Source organism: Pleurocapsa minor HA4230-MV1, assembly GCA_019359095.1.
In the GTDB taxonomy this organism is placed as follows: domain Bacteria; phylum Cyanobacteriota; class Cyanobacteriia; order Cyanobacteriales; family Xenococcaceae; genus Waterburya; species Waterburya minor.
In genome coordinates this window covers 223,967-240,071 of record JAHHHZ010000025.1, presented here as the reverse complement: position 1 = coordinate 240,071, position 16,105 = coordinate 223,967, and the positions used below count along the sequence as shown (strand labels likewise).

The window sequence follows — 16,105 nt, the reverse complement described above, 5'->3', positions numbered from 1 at the left end:
TCAAGTTTGAATTGATGGGTTGAGATTAGGTAGTAGGTAAGTAGGTGGGTGTAATTAAATTGAAAATGAGGTTAAGGAGTAACGAGTAACGAGTAATATGCGGAGCGGTATCTCCCCGTCGGCTTTTGGGTGGGAATCTTCCTACCCAAAACGCGACGGAAACTATGCGAGACAAGTCCTTTAGGACGAGTAACAAATAGCTCTAAGGGTAGGGGTTTGATCAATTATTTTGCCTACCTACTTAGTAGGTAAAAACATGAAGACATCTTAAAAATACTACTACCTACTACCTACTACCTACTACCTACTACCTACTACCTACTACCTACTACCTACTACCTACTACCTACTACCTAATTTAATTTTGGCGCTCTCGAATCAATTGAATTACTAACTCGGTAAAGACAGGATCGTCGATGCGTCTTGCTGCTTCAATTAAAATAGCTGATTCTGGTTGAGGATCTTCTGCCGTTTTATGAGGGATGGAGACTAAAAGCGAAAGATGACTAATCAAACGATCCAACTCATCTCTAATGCGCGATCGCTTATCAGATAATAAGCTGGCAGTACGACGTACCGAACGTTCTCTTTCTAGCTCTACCAGTAAGACATCTCGTTTCGACGGCTCATTCATCGCTCTATTCTCACGATCTTAGATTGTTTGAAGCATAAGAATCCTGTTCTGGCTATCTATACTGCTGCCAAAAGACTCATATCTGCATTAAAGCTAATTCTGATGATCTTGAATAGGTTTGTATAAGTTAAACCATCGTTACGTTACACTTCTATATCTCTTGTCAAATATTGCAACTATTTACTTGTAGTCTTAATTACAAATTGAGCTGGGAGTTGACATGATTGGTAAAATTTGATCATTAAGTAATAACAATAAAGACTGACTGTGATTCTCTCCCCACGTAAAGTAGCCCAGGGTTTTGCTCTCAGTAGCTGGACTTTGTTAGTGATGGCGATCGCTTTGATTATCGCCTTACCGATTTTATTTGTTTTTAGCAGTGTTTTTACTAAATCTGGTGCTGTCTGGAAACATCTAGCCACCACAGTTTTACCAAGTTATATTTTAAACTCCTGCTGGCTCATGCTGTTGGTGGGAATAGGAGTTTGCCTGATTGGTGTGGGTACGGCTTGGCTGGTGACGATGTGCCGTTTTTGGGGGAGTACATGGTTACAGTGGGGTTTGTTGCTGCCCTTAGCTGCCCCTGCATATCTCTTGGCCTATACCTATACAGAGATGCTGGACTACTTTGGCCCTGTGCAGGTAACTCTCCGCAACTTATTTGGTTGGACAGGGGTTGAAGATTATTGGTTTCCTGAAATCCGTTCTTTGGGGGGAGCAGCCTTAATGTTGTTGTTGGTGCTATATCCCTACGTTTATCTCTTAGCACGAGTGGCATTTTTAGAACAGTCAGTCTGTACGATGGAAGCTAGTCGCTCTTTAGGCTGTAATCCCTGGCGGAGCTTTTTCACTGTGGCTTTACCCTTAGCCAGACCAGCAATTATGGCGGGTTTAGCCTTGGCGTTAATGGAAACCCTCAATGACTTGGGAACGGTCGAATATTTTGGCGTAAACACCTTTACGACAGGAATTTATCGTACCTGGTTAGGGATGGGGGAGAGATCGGCAGCAGCCCAGTTAGCAGCTTTTTTAATGATCTTTGTGTTAATTTTAATTGTTTTAGAAAGGCGATCGCGCAGTGCAGCTCAATATTACGAGCGCTCCAGTTCAATTAAAAAGATTGTCCCATTTCAGCTCAATCCTGGGCATAGTTTAGGGGCGTTAATTGCTTGTTTATTACCCGTACTTTTTGGCTTTATCATTCCTGGAGCTTATCTATTACAGTTAACCTTAAACAACCTCGATAGTTCTTTTGATGCTGATTTTAGAGATTTAGCCCAGCATAGTTTTACTTTAGCCAGCATTACAGCGATCGCAGCTATGGTCATCTCATTATTGATGGCTTATGGACAAAGACTAGAACCCAACTGGCTGATGAAAACGGCGGTCAGAATTTCTGCTATGGGTTATGCCATCCCAGGTTCAGTGATTGCCGTGGGAGTATTAATTCCTGTGGCGGGGTTAGATAATCTGATCGATCGTTGGATGCGTTCGACGTTTAATATTTCTACGGGGTTGCTGCTTTCAGGGACAATTTTCTCACTAATCTTTGCTTATTTAGTCCGCTTTTTGGCAGTTGGTTTTGGTTCGGTGGAATCTAGCCTCAATAAAATTGCTCCCAGTTTAGATGATGCTTCCCGCAGTCTGGGTTATGGTTCAACTAGCACCCTGTGGAACATTCATACTCCGTTGATGTCGGGAGGGTTACTAACTTCTGCCATGTTAGTTTTTGTGGATGTGATGAAAGAGCTTCCCGCTACTTTAGTTATTCGCCCCTTTAATTTTGATACTCTGGGTATTAGAGTCTATCAATACGCTTCTGATGAGAGACTTGCCGAAGCTGCCGCACCAGCCTTAGCCATTGTTCTAGTAGGTATAATCCCTGTCATTTTTTTAAGCTGGCGGATTACCCATTCTCGTTAACGAGTAACGAGTAACGAGTAACAAGTAACAAGTAACGCTACCTCCTACCTCCTACCTAATTTGCTACTTACTATTTAACCCGAATCATATAGGCTTTAAAATCATCATCAATACCTTTAAGCTGAAAATTCCTTACCTGTCCCCAATTAATATTTTGGTTGAGAGCATTAGCCGTAGTTTCGGAAATCAGAATACTGTTGGGTAGAGCTACACTTTGCAAACGAGAGGCAATATTAACCACCTTACCGACAGCTGTATAGTCTTTCCTTTGTCCCCCACCAAACATCCCCACTACCGCCTTCCCTTGGTGTATCCCACAGCGCATTTGTAGGATCGGGATTGAACGACTGCTGTTTACCTTAGCTTGCCAGCGTCGATTTAACATATGGAGATAAAAATACATTGTTTTAGCCGTAGAAATTGCTTTTCTGGCTTGTTCAGGGCAAGATAAGTCTTCTGGTGCGCCAAACATTGCCATTACGCCATCACCAACAAATTTATCTACTGTACCGTTGTGGTCGAATACCGCTTTGCTCATTGCTTCAAGATATTCATTGAGAATTTCTGCTAGTAGAATAACTTCCAGGCGACTCGATAAATTAGTAAAGCCGACCAAATCACAGAATAGTACGGTAATGCGCCGAGGTTCAGGAGTTAAATCGAGAGAAAGCTTGCCTGTGGCTGCCTTGTTGACGATCGCTGCGGGCAAAAAGCGCTTGAGAACTGATTCAGTCAAATAGTAATTGAGCTTTCTAACTTTTTCTTCTTCCAGTTGAAGCTGTTGATATAACTTGGCTTGCTGTACGGCGATCGCTGCCTGGGAAGCTACCGCTTCGGCTAATTCTGTTTCTGAAGTACTCCAGTTGCGGGACGCATCAGACTGTCTGAGGGTAATACTACCGATAATCTCCTCTTCGACAATTAAAGGTATAATCATCAATGCTCTAGCTTTGGCGTGCCAAGGAAGCTCATACCGAGCTAGATTACGCTGTTTTTCTAAATCCATAGACTTAACAGTCTTTTTGGTAAACAATAGAGCTTGCAAAATCGGATTTTCGGCAATGGGGACACTAGAGGTAGTCGCCTGTTGCCAATCAGCAGAATCGAGAATAATTTTTTGTGGTTCAAGAGGATTATAAAGACCAACACAGCGAACAAAGCGATCGCTTTGTGTCCAGAGAGATAATGTGCAGCCATCAACCTTTAAAGCCGATCCTAACTCTTTAGCGATCGCAGCAAACATCACTGGCGGTTCTAAACTAGAACGAATTGTATTGGTAATACGATTGATGGTAGTTTCTTTTTGAGCTAGTTCCTGAACTTGTTGATGAGCTAAAACTTGGCTAATGGCGATCGCTGCTTGGGAAGCTACCGCTTCGGCTAATTCTGTTTCTGAAGTACTCCAGTCACGAGACGCATCAGACTGTCTGAGGGTAATACTGCCGATAATCTCCTCTTCAACAATTAGAGGCACAATCATCAAGGCTCTAGCTTTGGCGTGCCAGGGAAGCTCAAAACGAGCCACGTTTTGCTGTTTTTCTAAATCTTTAGACATCACAGTCTTTTTGGTAAATAATAGAACCTGCAAAATCGGATTTTCGGCGATGGGGACAGTAGAGGTAGTGGCCTGTTGGCAGCCAGAAGAATCGAGCGGGGTTTTTGCTTCGTGAGGATTATATAAGCCAACGCAACGGACAAAGCGATCGCTTTTTGTCCAGAGAGAAAGAGTACAACCATCTACCTTCAAAGTTGAACCTAACTCTTGAGCGATCGCGGCAAACATCACGGCAGGATCTAAACTGGAGCGTATTGTGGTGGTGATGCGATTAATCGTAGTTGCTCTTTGAGCTAATTCTTGCAGTTGGTCCCCCGCCAAGATCTGAGCCAGGATTAAATTTGCTTGAGTGGCGAGGATTTTCAGCTGTTCTAATTGTTGTGGTTCTAAGCGATCGCTAGAGTTGAGCTGATGGATGGTTAGGGACGCACATAAATTGGTCTGTAAATATAAAGGAATAGAGATAATTGAGGCAATATTGACTTGAAGACAGACGTTATAGCGATCGATTGGCAACTCGGCTTGATTTACCTCATATTGATTAATAGTTAAGGCATCACTAAAGGCTAATTCGCTACAAGATACAACTGTTAATTTGAGTAAATCTCGATCTATTTGAGTAGCCTGTGGGGTAGATTTTTGGTAGAAAAAATATTGTTCTACACCATAATTAAGTTTTTGGAGGTGCAAGATGGCAATATCTAGATCGAGTAATTGACCAATAACATCAACCACGGATTGACCTACTTTTTCCCAAGATAAATCACTCATTAACTGGTTATATTTAAGTTGTTGAAGCATTGATTCAATTCTCAATTTTGGTTTGGGCAAAAGATAGTTGGTAAAGATCGGCTATCCATGACGAGCAGCTAAAAATTGACCAAACGATGGCAATTGTTTCGTCCCTACATGGTTTTATTATTCCCAAACAAACTTGGTAAAAATCAGTAGTTTAAATCTACAGCTACAATAATTAAAAAAATTAATTAGAAAAATTGAGTCTAACTCTTAATTTAATGGTGTTAAAATCTCTCGATAGTGATGTTGAAGGCGATTTAAAGTTAACGATTTATCCTGCTGTAATTGAAGATACCAAGGAAATCAGCAATATTTTGGCGCAAAGTTTTTATAATTTTCCTGAGTTTGCCCATTGGATCTATCCGATTCTCCGATTTACCATTAATGAAGATATCCGTTATCGATTACGTTCAACTTCTCCCCATTACCGCTGCTTAGTCGCGAAAGTAACTTCTTCAAAGAACCACAACTCAAATGAGTCGGTGATTGTGGGAACGATTGAGGTGGCACTGCGTTCGACTCTGTGGTCAGCTAGTTTGCAACATCCTTATATTTCTAATTTAGCTGTAGCTCAAAATTACCGTCGCTTAGGTATTGGTAGTCAGCTTTTGACAGCTTGTGAACAGGCTGCTTTAGACTGGGGTTATCAAGAAACTCGGCTTCATGTTTTAGACCGTAATGAATCGGCAAAACAGTTATACTGCCACAATGGCTATCAAATTTCCCAGATTGAGCCGAATTGGGGAAATTTATGGTTTGATTATTCTCCTCGTTTACTGCTAAAAAAAATGATTTCAACCTCTTAAAGATTTAATACATCCTAGGTTAGTTAGGAATAATCTGTTAAACTTTTGAGCCTGGACGATAGTACTCTAAAAGTGAACGAGCAAAACCCAAATAATCATTCCCAAGTAAAGTTGGACGCCACCAGCTCAGGCAAACTAGAATTATCTGATAACCCAGATCTTTGCGCGCAAGTTCGCCTGCAATTGCAGCAGGGAGAATTACTGATTGTCAATCCTCGACGTAAGAATGGCTTGATTATCTATAAAACCTACCATGCTGAATTTGCAGGCCCAGGCGCGATTATTGGTGGACAATTCGATCGAGATGTATCTAAACTTTTAGCAGTGGGTAATCTTTCTCTGGTTACTCCCAGCAATTCCCAGGCAAGAAAGCAAGCATATAAAATGCGCCGACAGTGGGTTAAATTAACTAAGCAAATCATTGATAACCCGCATCCAACCCAAAGAGCGCAGGTTATTTTAAATCAGTTTGAACATTGGTTTGATGTGGCAACGGTAGCAGATTTGCCAGATGAAGCTTTTGCTTTGTTGGTGGGGGTACTTCCCCAAACAATTCGTAAAGTAAGAAATATTGAATTGCTTTAGCAATTAGGTTTATGGTGATAAGGTCAACTGATTTTAACTTTATCTCATTTATTTCCAGTAATTATGTCTGAAGCTATTACACCCGCCATTAGCGATCGCATTTGTCAACATATGAACCAAGACCATGCTGCGGCGATCGCTCTTTATGCTCAAGTATATGGCAATGCGCCTGAGACTGAAAGTGCCATGATGGAATCAATCGATCCCCAAGGAATGAATATCTTGGCTCAAATTGCTGGGTCAACCGTGCCTGTCAGGGTAGAATTCGACCACCCCCTCAAAAATGCCGAAGATGCACATCATACGCTCGTGGCGATGATTAAACAGGCACGCACTGCTTAATTTACAGCAGTTTTCGATTGAGTAGACACATTATGGGTAATAAGTAATAGGTAATGGGTAATGGGTAATGGGTTCTATCCAACTGAAATTCGCTGTAAATTAAAGTTACAGAAAATAATCGCTACCTTCTTCGCTAAAATACAGTTATTAAAATTTGATAGAGCAGCATGAATTCTGACTCGACGACTCAGCAGTCTATTTTAGATGCCTTACAGCGTTTGATTGAAGTAGTTGCTCAACTTAGATCTCCTGATGGGGGATGTCCTTGGGACTTGGCACAAACACCGCAGACTTTGATTCCTTACGTGATCGAAGAAGCCTACGAAGTTGTAGATGCGCTGCAAACAGAAAACCAATCAGCGATCGCTGAAGAGTTAGGGGATTTATTACTTCAGGTGGTGTTGCAGACGCAGATCGCTAGCGAACAGCAAAATTTTACCCTAGAAGATGTTGCTGAAGGGATTACAGCTAAATTGATTCGTCGTCATCCCCATGTCTTTGGTGATCTAAAGGTCAACAGCGCGCACGAAGTCAACCAAAATTGGGAACAGATCAAGTCAGCCGAAAAAGGAGAAACCGCCGAACAGGCAAAACTTCTCAGCCGTAAACTCGATCGCTATGCTCGTACTCTTCCTCCTTTAATGGCGGGAATGAAAATATCGACTAAGGCAGCAGCAGCAGGTTTTGAATGGTCAAATATTGAGGGAGTCTGGTCAAAGTTTACTGAAGAGTTGGGGGAGTTTCAAGAAGCTCTAACTACAGAAGATAAAGCACATCAACAGGAGGAATTAGGAGATTTGCTGTTTACCATTATTAATCTGGCTCGTTGGTACGATCTAGACCCTTTTGCTGGTTTACAGGGAACGAACCGCCGTTTTATTCAACGTCTGGAACTGATGGAAAAGTTCGCCCCGCGTCCCCTAACAGCATATGATTTAGAGGGATTAGAATCTTTGTGGCAACAAGCTAAAGCACAGCTAAAAAAAGAGTCGTAGGTTTTTACAGCAATCAATAACTATATGGCCACGCAACAGAATTTAATATGACCACATACGACTGGATAGTAATTGGTGCAGGGATAACTGGCGCTAGTCTCGCCTATGAATTGAGTCAACAAAACTTTAAAGTCTTGCTGTTAGAAAAAGATCCCCAGCCAGATAATGCCACTGTGTATAGTTACGGTGGTTTAGCCTATTGGTCAGGAACAGATGAACTAACTCGTACTTTGGCTCAGTCAGGGATTGAGCTACATCGTCATTTAAGTGCGGAATTGGATGCCGATACGGAATTTAGAGAACTGGATTTAGTCTTAACTATCGATCGCCAAGATGATCCTCAAGCTGTTGCCTTGAATTACGATCGCTTTGCTGTTACTCCAGAATTACTCAACGTCCAAGATGCCTGTACTCTAGAGCCGTTGCTTAATCCTAATGCCATTTCAGGAGTGCTTAAGCTACCCCATGGTCATATCCAGGCGCAAAAGACTACTAATGCCTATATTCAAGCCATGCTCCGTAATGGAGGCAAGATTATCTATGAGCAGGTGGTAAATCTGGTGCGTCAAGGAGACAAAATCACTGGTGTTACCACCACGACTAATAATTACTATGGTAATAATACTGTAGTCTGCGGGGGTGGATTATCGCGATCGCTATTGCAGCAAGCAGGGGTTAAAGTGAATAATTATTTTACGCACGCGCAGCTAATTATGACTCCCCCGATGGATTTGGAGTTAGCTACAATAGTTATGCCTGCCGTTCAACAGAGATTTAGGCTAGAAGCTCAACCTGCTGCCATAGATCCTGGAGATCGAGTAGATCGGGTAATCTTAGATCCAGGCGCAGTTCAGTTTATCGATGGTAGTCTCTGTATCGGACAAATTAGCGCGATCGCCGAGCATCCCCAGGCTAAATTTGATTTGGCGATCGCTGAGGCTCAAATTCGTGAACAGGTAGGCTATATCTTACCTTTACTCGAAGATATTCCTGGTACTTGTCATAGTTGTTTAGTGGCATTTAATAACCAAGGAATTGCTCTGGTGGGAAATCTAGCTAACATTACAGGACTTTATCTGTTTTCTGGTTTTACTAGCACTCTAGTTTATGCACCTGTCTTAGCTAGACGTTTTGCCCAAAGTCAAACAGGAACAGCAGATAAAATTATCGAGCAGCTACAGCTAACTTTGACTAAATCTATTTAATAGATAAAATACGCAGCGATGTCTTCAAATTTAAATGACAAGCCATCGACGATCATCTATCTCCAGTTAATCTTGACTATGGTAGTTTGGGGTGGAACATTTGTCGCAGGAAAAATCGTAGCTCAAAACCTTAGTCCTTTTGTAGCAGCATTTGGTCGTTTTGCGATCGCTTCTCTGTGTTTATGGCTATTGAATATAGTTCAAAAAAATAGACTAGAGCGACTCAATTATCGACAGATCTTTTTATTAGCTTTACTAGGATTAAGTGGAGTTTTAGCATACAACACCTTTTTCTTTCTAGGTTTAAAAGATATTGCTGCTAGTCGTGCAGGATTGATTATTGCTTTAAATCCTGTAACTATTGCTCTTGGTTCAAGCTTATTTTGGCGAGAAAAGTTATCCTATCTCAAACTTCTTGGTATATTTATTGCCTTAACTGGAGCAGTTTTAGTAATTACCAAAGGAGATCTGCAAACTGCGATCGCTCAAGGTATTGGTAGGGGAGAATTATATATTTTAGGCTGTGTTGTTAGCTGGGTGGTTTATTCACTTGTGGGTAAATTAGCGATGCAACAACTTTCTGTTGTAACTACTACTAGTTATGCTATTTGGCTGGGAACTCTGTTTTTATTACCTTTGGCAATTTGGGAACAACAAAATCACTTACCAAACATTAATTGGTTAACTGGATTGTGTTTAATGTATTTAGGAATTTTAGGCACAGTAATCGCTTTTAATTGGTATTACATAGGAATCAAAATATTGGGTGCTGCCAAAGCTGGCATTTTTATTAATTTAGTCCCCGTATTTGCTGCTATTTTTGGGTTTATCTTTTTACAAGAATCATTCACCCCTATTTTATTTGTTGGCGGTGGTTGCGTTCTTGTAGGAGTATCATTAGTAAATCAACCAACAGATTGAATTTGCTCTTACCATTACCCATTGGTGACAAGTTAAGCTTGAAAGCTAGTTGTCAAGAGGGAAAAAGAGATAAACAAATAAAACCCCCTCGAACATTGAATAATGGGTAATAGAGTTTCAGCAAAATTAAACTGCTTACCACAAAGTTATTTTTGAGAATTGGATTTAGTATGATCAGTAATCAGTAATCAGTAATCAGTAATCAATCATTACTCTTTGTCCACCAGGCTAAACCATAAGATTGTACAGGTTCATTCAGTTGGTGACGATAATAGACGCGGATTTTATAACGTCCTGTGGTGGGGATCGGACAAAAAATGTGTTCAATGCTATCTTCAAAACTAGAAGAAGCGCAGATATTTCTCATGTCGCTATCTTCCCCAACAGGCAAAAGATAAAGATCCAAATTATTCAAACCGCGATCGCGAAATGTTTCTTCCGCATCATATTGTTGATTGCGATTAAAATCATTGAGCATTACCAGCCGATCCCAAACCAAAGTAATGGCAGCATGACTTCCTGCCACTAAAGGTTGTTTTAGCTCATATTCTTGATATTCATTTGCTTTCACTGTTCCATAGTCCCAACCCAATGGGGCAACAGACTGCTTTGACGGGGGTTCTCCCGCGCTAAACTGCTGATAAGCTCTCCAGGCATTAACTTGTCCTGTCCCCATTTGAATATCCAAAGGAACGCGGGGGTTTACATAGGCATCGGCATCAAACCAGGTTTGATTCTTTTCCCCTTGAATCGTACGTTCCATACCCAATAGCAAACCATCTCCGCGATCGGCAATCTTATCGGCAGAATTGAGTAATACTGCTTTCATTACCTGATGACGACGAGAATCAAGACTCCAGTTGGCTAATTTAGACCGTAGCTGGCGATCGCCATATTCCTGTAGTAAAGCAACAGTTGCCGTAATGTGGGGTGCAGCAAAGCTAGTACCGTTAACCTTTTCAATTTCTCCTTTTTGGTTATAGACCGAAATTTGCCCCCCAGGCGCTAGCAGGCTGACAGCTCTCCTCTCACCAAAATTAATTTCTTTTTTAATAAAGCTCCTACCAATACCGACGGGTAAAGCACTAAGATTGGCAAAGTCCACCTTACTAAATTGACCATCTTTAAGCATGGTGTAGGCAGTGGTGATGCCGTTAAAATTATCGGTGGGTAAGGGAATGCCTCCCCGACCCTGATTTCCCGCAATTACATAGAGAACATTATGCTCTCGTGCTGACCAATCAATACAAGATGTTAATAGAGCCTTACCATTTAAGGGAGCATCATCTGGTTCTAAAGATTCGCCAAAACTAAAATTGATTGCTCTAATATCACCACTATTCTGTAGAGCTACATGCTGACTTGCCAGGCACTCCTGGGATTGTCCAGCATCGCCCAATGCTCCGACTGCGGAAGAGTATAACTTAGCTTGGGGCGCAACCCCCCTTAGTTGCTTGTCCTGAGCAATCATTACCTGTGCAACCATACTGGCATGATCGTCAATATTTTGATCTGAAGCAGGGGGCTGATTACGATAAAAAACGGCTCTAGGAGAGATCACTTCCAAGAGTTTAGTAGATTTATCTTTACCTAGCTTAACTGGACGACCTACTTCTACTTGACCAATGCCAATTTTTCGTCCCAGCAAATCATAGGGGGGCTGATGTAGTCGTAGCGCATTAATTCCCGATTTGTCGATCGAATTATTGAGAGCCAAAACAGGAGCAATCAATAAAGATATACCTGCAAAAACCAAAAACCCAATTTGTTTACTCATTATTTACTCATATTTAGTTCTCAATTGATGTCGAATCTCAGGACTTTATCGGATCTCACGACTTTTTGGTGTAATTACCGTAATAATTGTGACAATCTCTTGCCAAAATAGTTTATCCTGAGTTATGAAGTATATGAGGTTTTTCCGTAAACTTCAGGCTGACGACAATTAAGAGTCGAGCCAGACGGATTTAATCTTTTTATTATTTAATCAACATATCATAGCAGGCAAGATTGAGCGTATGACGAAGCAAGTTGCGCATCCCATGATGAAATTGCAACGGAAGGTGTCTTCCTTAGTAGAATCTAAAATTGTTAAACCAGAAGATCGAATTGGTAAAATTGCCTTATTATTAGGCAATGACTGGTCGCATTGGAAAAACGAATTATTAGACTTTGATTTTTCTCCTCAAGACCAGATCCGCGAATTACTGTTAGTAGAAAACTGGGATGAAGATTAATCGAGTTAAATCTTGGAGTTTTCAGAGGCAGCCCAAAGAGATTAAAGACAGGTAGCTAAAGCCTCGGCAAGCTCTTGGGCTGTTTGATAGCGATCTCTTGGCTCTGGTTGACAAGCAATCTGGAGAATTTTAGCCAAATTAGCTGGTACATTGGGAATATTTTCAATATCAAACTCAAATTTGTTACTTTGATAGCGATAGTATTGCATAGGTGCTTTCCCCGTCAGCAAGAAAATAATTGTCGTACCAACGCCATAAATATCAGATTGAGGACAGGGTTTGCCTCGATATTGTTCGGGAGCGCTATAGCCTTCCACGCCAATGCGAGTTTCTAAAGCAGTACCCAGTTCTTTGACTGCACCAAAATCAAGCAACATCAAACGACCATCTAGATTTCTCAGCATTAAGTTAGCAGGCTTGATATCGCGATGGACTAAAGGAGGCTCTAAATGATGTAAATATTCCAAGATATCGCAAATTTGGATCATCCAAGAGATCGTCCTTTTAGGGTCTGTTGCCCCTCTTTGGTTGACAAACTGTTCCAAATTATGACCATGAATTAACTCCATGACAATATACTTGCGATTATTTTCCACAAAAAAATCATAATATTTAGGAATACCAGGATGCTCTAAAGACTTTAAAATACGAGCTTCTCGTTCAAATAATTCTCTGGCTTTAGCGATCCGAGCCATATCTGCGTTCATTTCTTTGAGAACTAACAGCATCGGTGCGTTTTGCACAGTACGATTGCGATCCCAAGCCAGATAAGTAGTTCCCATACCTCCTCTGCCTAAAGTTCGGAGAATTTGATATGAGCCAACAAAGTGTTCATCTTCCACGACGGGTTGTCCACAGTGCCGACAAAAAATACTGCCCTCTGGATTATCTCGGTGATCGCAAACCTCTGGACTACTAAGAATGTTGGTTTGTTCTAGTTCAGGCTGTGATGGCGCTAAATAAGATTTTAGTTCAAACTTAAATACAGGCCCATTTTCTGCCAGCCTAATTAGGTCATCATGATTGACAACGGCTTCAGTCACAAAACTATTATTAATTAGTGTGCCGTTTGTTCCTCTACTAATCAGCTGCCATTTTTCTTGTTGGGGATCGATGAGGTTCAATTCTAAATGCTGTCGCGAAACTTGAAAATAGCCATGCAGAACAATGTCGTTATTTTGCGCACGACCAATCCGAATCATTGATTGTTCAGAAAATTCCCACTGTTGTAGTGGTTGATTTGTCTGTGGCTCTAAAAGCGTAAAAATGACCATAAGAAAATTAAAATATAAGGAAAAGCATAATGCTAGAAATCAGGCTTTAATTTAATTCTAAGCAGAATAGCGGTAATATTATCATGACCATTATGCTCGTTGGCCAGATCTACTAATTTAAATAAACCATCTTGTAGATTTGCTTGAGAACTAATTAAAGGCTCTAGATGCTGTGACCAATTTTCCTCAATAAAATCATTATCAGACATACCATCGGAACAAAGTAAGATCAAGCAGTCTTCCGTAATTTCCAGAAATTTAATCTCAGGTCGAATACCGTTATTCTCTCTAGGCCCTAATGCTTGGGTTAACTGATAGGCATCGGGTCGACCATAGGCTATCTCAGGTTCTACTCCTCGATTAATTTCTCTTTGACCAACTTCGTGGTCTAAGGTCAACTGTTCCAACCCCTGTTTGCGACTGAGACGATAAATACGACTGTCTCCGACATGAGCGATCGCCAGTTGAGTATCCTGTAATAATGCCATCACCAAAGTTGTTCCCATCCTGCCACTACCAGAACGGGAATTCTCAATGTTGGTCTGATAGAGAACTTTATTAGCTAACAGCACTCCAGATTCAATGATCTCGTGAGTGGGTAATTCTGATTGCCAATGTGTTTGAAAATATTTTTGCAGATTTTCAACCGCCATCGCACTAGCCACTTCCCCTGCTGCGTGTCCTCCCATACCGTCACAAACTATATATAAACCGCGAACGCTTAAATTCTTTTCGGTGTTGTTCTCGATCTTTTCAATCGTAGTTTTTATGCCAAAAAAATCTTCATTGTGATTTCTTTGAACTCCAATATTGGTGCAGCAAGCATCAGTAAGGTCTTTGAGATGCATGGAAATCATGGCTGTTGCCTGTTCTTCAAACTCACTGGAGTACATCATATCATCGTCAGTTTCTTCAAAGAAAATTTCAGGTTGAGAAGCGATGTCTTTTAGGACGACTGGCTTCCCTAAAGGATCTGGGGAGCTGGACGCGCCTGTAGATCCTTTAGGGTATGCTTTAGCACTAGCTTCTTGCTCAATAGCCCGATCCGAAGGGATTCCCTTTATGGCAACGGCTTCGCGTCGCGATGGCTCACGGGGCTTTTCACGCTTCGCTTTTCGTGCTTCTCGTCGTGCGATCGCCTCAGATTCTGATTCAGTCATTTTAGGTTCAAAAAGGGTAGTATTAGCTAGATCTGGTTCATTGCTATCTAAGAATTCAACTTCAGGCTCGTCCAAACCTAGATTATGCAGTTCTAATCTCAACTGTTCAACTTCGATAATTTCTCCTGCGATCATTTTGTTGAGGAGCAAATTTAGCTGTTCAATCTGATTTAGATGAGATTTGGCAAAACAAAACTGCCAAGTTTGAGCTAAGTCTTTTAAGGTTAGTGTTTGATCCCCATCCATATATAATTGCTGGAGACAAAAAGCTTGGTCTTCATCTAGCCGCCAATTTTCCTGGACTAAAAGACTTTGAGCGCAGCTAATTCGCTGCAATGGTTGCCAAAGCTTGGTCATTTCATCCAAAAACCAAACAATTTGCGCTAGGGATAATTGCTGCTGTGACCATAGTTCAGTAACTAATTGCCATTGAGAACGATCTGGTAACAGAACAACTCCTTGATCTTGTTGTTGCCAAGCATCATAAATTTTGGGAATTGTTGGCGTATATTTTTCTAAAATTAGATATGGTAGGGCGTGAGTAGGCAAGCCGATCAAATTCCAGTATTCAGTTACCGCTAAATAAGAATCGTTTAAGTCTTGACTTAATTCAGTGAATAAATCCATTTGCTGTTTTTGCAAGGTTGCCAAATGAGATTTTTGTAGGGGATATTGATCGATTACCTGACTCTGGATAAATGCACGAGAAAAATTATGGGTATTGCTCAAGCTCAAGCGTCTTGCCAAATCTGGCTCGGTTTTGAGCGCATAACGATTGTAGGTCTGTTCTGTATCCGTTTGAATTTGGAAGGCAGGAGTAGCTTTTGACTGGCTATGAGCAAATAAATCTGCCAAGCTAGCGATTTCTACTGCTGATTGATGATTAATATCACTAACAGCCTGAGCTAATTCTGGTTGAGCATCGAGTTGCAAAGTTTTTGTTTGAGAGATTATTGCCCATAGAACAGTGTGGTTAGCAGCACCGCAAGCATTGCAAATTTTGGCTTTAATAGGAATACTTGCTTGACATTGACAACAAACTTTATGAGTCAAAGAAACACCGCAACTTTGACAAAATCTGTTGGACTCAGGATTTTCAAATTCACACTGGGGACATATAAGCATCTTGTATTTTCTCTCAATATGGTTGAGCTGCCTACATCAGACTAGTTTTTAAATATTGAAAATTAAGATAAATTTAAATTTAAATTTAGTAGACACAATAAACCAACATCATCAAAATAATGCGATCATACCTGCAATCTTAGCTCATCGTCTTTTTTTGGCAATATGTTCTGTTGGAAGACCAATTTTTTCCCTCACCGTCTGCCAAATCATAGCCACAGAGGTAGGTTTAAAAACAATTATTCAAGGGTAATTTAAGGAGATTGGTCAACGAATGATTTTTAGCCAAACTTGCGAGAAATTTTATTAATTCCCCAAGTGATGAATGCCCCCAAAAACAGGATCCCGATCGCTGGATTAAACACGGGTATCCAAAGGCGATACCACAGGTCAAACCCTAACGGTATATTGAGATAGCGACCAGCTACAGCGATCGCAAACCAGATAAAGCCCAGTAAAACTATAAATACATCGGCAACCAGCAGACGATTCAGCCACAGGACAATTTGTTCTTTCATAGTTTAGTTTTAATATGCTAATTAATC

The 16,105-nt window shown here is 41.0% G+C and carries 15 protein-coding genes; 8 read left to right on the top strand and 7 right to left on the bottom strand.

All coding sequences use genetic code 11. The features are described from left to right. Positions 1–71: 71 nt before the first annotated feature. On the bottom strand, positions 72–224 hold the full coding sequence (locus KME09_17765) for a hypothetical protein (protein ID MBW4535789.1): 153 nt from the start codon (positions 222–224) through the stop codon (positions 72–74). Positions 225–358: 134 nt separating this feature from the next. Next, positions 359–634, bottom strand: coding sequence for a hypothetical protein (locus KME09_17760; protein MBW4535788.1), 276 nt, complete (start codon positions 632–634; stop codon positions 359–361). A 330-nt stretch (positions 635–964) separates the two neighbouring features. On the opposite strand from KME09_17760, the gene KME09_17755 reads away from it, so the two are divergent. After that, a complete protein-coding gene (locus KME09_17755) occupies positions 965–2,557 on the top strand; it encodes an iron ABC transporter permease (GenBank protein MBW4535787.1) in 1,593 nt (530 codons plus the stop codon). A gap of 70 nt (positions 2,558–2,627) precedes the next feature. On the opposite strand, the gene KME09_17750 is transcribed toward KME09_17755, so the two are convergent. After that, complete coding sequence (locus KME09_17750) at positions 2,628–4,913, bottom strand: GAF domain-containing protein (protein MBW4535786.1); 2,286 nt, start codon at positions 4,911–4,913, stop codon at positions 2,628–2,630. A 215-nt stretch (positions 4,914–5,128) separates the two neighbouring features. Here KME09_17750 and KME09_17745 point away from each other — a divergent pair, with 215 nt between their 5' ends. The 6 genes from KME09_17745 (at position 5,129) to KME09_17720 (ending at position 9,764) form a co-directional block, all read left to right on the top strand. Then, complete coding sequence (locus KME09_17745; protein MBW4535785.1) at positions 5,129–5,716, top strand: GNAT family N-acetyltransferase; 588 nt, start codon at positions 5,129–5,131, stop codon at positions 5,714–5,716. 111 nt (positions 5,717–5,827) lie between these two features. Beyond that, the gene (locus KME09_17740; protein ID MBW4535784.1) at positions 5,828–6,301 is read left to right on the top strand and encodes a hypothetical protein; all 474 of its coding nucleotides are present in this window, start codon (positions 5,828–5,830) and stop codon (positions 6,299–6,301) included. 63 nt (positions 6,302–6,364) lie between these two features. Next, entirely contained in the window at positions 6,365–6,643 is a 279-nt protein-coding gene (locus tag KME09_17735) for a DUF2470 domain-containing protein (GenBank protein MBW4535783.1), read from the top strand. A 167-nt stretch (positions 6,644–6,810) separates the two neighbouring features. Beyond that, on the top strand, positions 6,811–7,638 hold the full coding sequence (gene mazG / locus KME09_17730; GenBank protein ID MBW4535782.1) for a nucleoside triphosphate pyrophosphohydrolase: 828 nt from the start codon (positions 6,811–6,813) through the stop codon (positions 7,636–7,638). A 47-nt stretch (positions 7,639–7,685) separates the two neighbouring features. Then, positions 7,686–8,843, top strand: coding sequence for an FAD-binding oxidoreductase (locus KME09_17725; GenBank protein ID MBW4535781.1), 1,158 nt, complete (start codon positions 7,686–7,688; stop codon positions 8,841–8,843). Between the two features lie 18 nt (positions 8,844–8,861). Next, entirely contained in the window at positions 8,862–9,764 is a 903-nt protein-coding gene (locus tag KME09_17720; GenBank protein ID MBW4535780.1) for a DMT family transporter, read from the top strand. Positions 9,765–9,966: 202 nt separating this feature from the next. Here KME09_17720 and KME09_17715 read toward each other — a convergent pair whose 3' ends face one another. Next, positions 9,967–11,541: a S8 family serine peptidase gene (locus KME09_17715; GenBank protein ID MBW4535779.1), complete on the bottom strand. Its 1,575-nt coding sequence runs from the start codon at positions 11,539–11,541 to the stop codon at positions 9,967–9,969. A gap of 241 nt (positions 11,542–11,782) precedes the next feature. Here KME09_17715 and KME09_17710 point away from each other — a divergent pair, with 241 nt between their 5' ends. Next, the gene (locus KME09_17710) at positions 11,783–12,001 is read left to right on the top strand and encodes a DUF4327 family protein (protein ID MBW4535778.1); all 219 of its coding nucleotides are present in this window, start codon (positions 11,783–11,785) and stop codon (positions 11,999–12,001) included. Positions 12,002–12,042: 41 nt separating this feature from the next. Here the strand turns inward: KME09_17710 and KME09_17705 are convergent, their stop codons facing one another. The 3 genes from KME09_17705 to KME09_17695 form a co-directional block, all read right to left on the bottom strand. Further along, positions 12,043–13,275, bottom strand: a complete 1,233-nt coding sequence (locus KME09_17705) for a protein kinase (protein ID MBW4535777.1) — start codon at positions 13,273–13,275, stop codon at positions 12,043–12,045. A 32-nt stretch (positions 13,276–13,307) separates the two neighbouring features. Then, complete coding sequence (locus tag KME09_17700; GenBank protein MBW4535776.1) at positions 13,308–15,560, bottom strand: serine/threonine phosphatase; 2,253 nt, start codon at positions 15,558–15,560, stop codon at positions 13,308–13,310. A 281-nt stretch (positions 15,561–15,841) separates the two neighbouring features. After that, positions 15,842–16,078 carry a hypothetical protein gene (locus KME09_17695; GenBank protein MBW4535775.1) on the bottom strand — a complete coding sequence of 79 codons (237 nt, stop codon included), beginning with the start codon at positions 16,076–16,078 and terminating at the stop codon, positions 15,842–15,844. Positions 16,079–16,105: the final 27 nt, after the last annotated feature.

Coding starts and splice junctions, on each gene's coding strand:
- KME09_17755 (MBW4535787.1), top strand. CDS start 965: ATGGCGATCGCTTTGATTATCGCCTTACCGATTTTATTTGTTTTTAGC.
- KME09_17760 (MBW4535788.1), bottom strand. CDS start 634: ATGAATGAGCCGTCGAAACGAGATGTCTTACTGGTAGAGCTAGAAAGA.
- KME09_17705 (MBW4535777.1), bottom strand. CDS start 13,275: ATGGTCATTTTTACGCTTTTAGAGCCACAGACAAATCAACCACTACAA.
- KME09_17695 (MBW4535775.1), bottom strand. CDS start 16,078: ATGAAAGAACAAATTGTCCTGTGGCTGAATCGTCTGCTGGTTGCCGAT.
- KME09_17735 (MBW4535783.1), top strand. CDS start 6,365: ATGTCTGAAGCTATTACACCCGCCATTAGCGATCGCATTTGTCAACAT.
- KME09_17715 (MBW4535779.1), bottom strand. CDS start 11,541: ATGAGTAAACAAATTGGGTTTTTGGTTTTTGCAGGTATATCTTTATTG.
- mazG (MBW4535782.1), top strand. CDS start 6,811: ATGAATTCTGACTCGACGACTCAGCAGTCTATTTTAGATGCCTTACAG.
- KME09_17750 (MBW4535786.1), bottom strand. CDS start 4,913: ATGCTTCAACAACTTAAATATAACCAGTTAATGAGTGATTTATCTTGG.
- KME09_17720 (MBW4535780.1), top strand. CDS start 8,862: ATGTCTTCAAATTTAAATGACAAGCCATCGACGATCATCTATCTCCAG.
- KME09_17745 (MBW4535785.1), top strand. CDS start 5,129: ATGGTGTTAAAATCTCTCGATAGTGATGTTGAAGGCGATTTAAAGTTA.
- KME09_17700 (MBW4535776.1), bottom strand. CDS start 15,560: ATGCTTATATGTCCCCAGTGTGAATTTGAAAATCCTGAGTCCAACAGA.
- KME09_17710 (MBW4535778.1), top strand. CDS start 11,783: ATGACGAAGCAAGTTGCGCATCCCATGATGAAATTGCAACGGAAGGTG.
- KME09_17725 (MBW4535781.1), top strand. CDS start 7,686: ATGACCACATACGACTGGATAGTAATTGGTGCAGGGATAACTGGCGCT.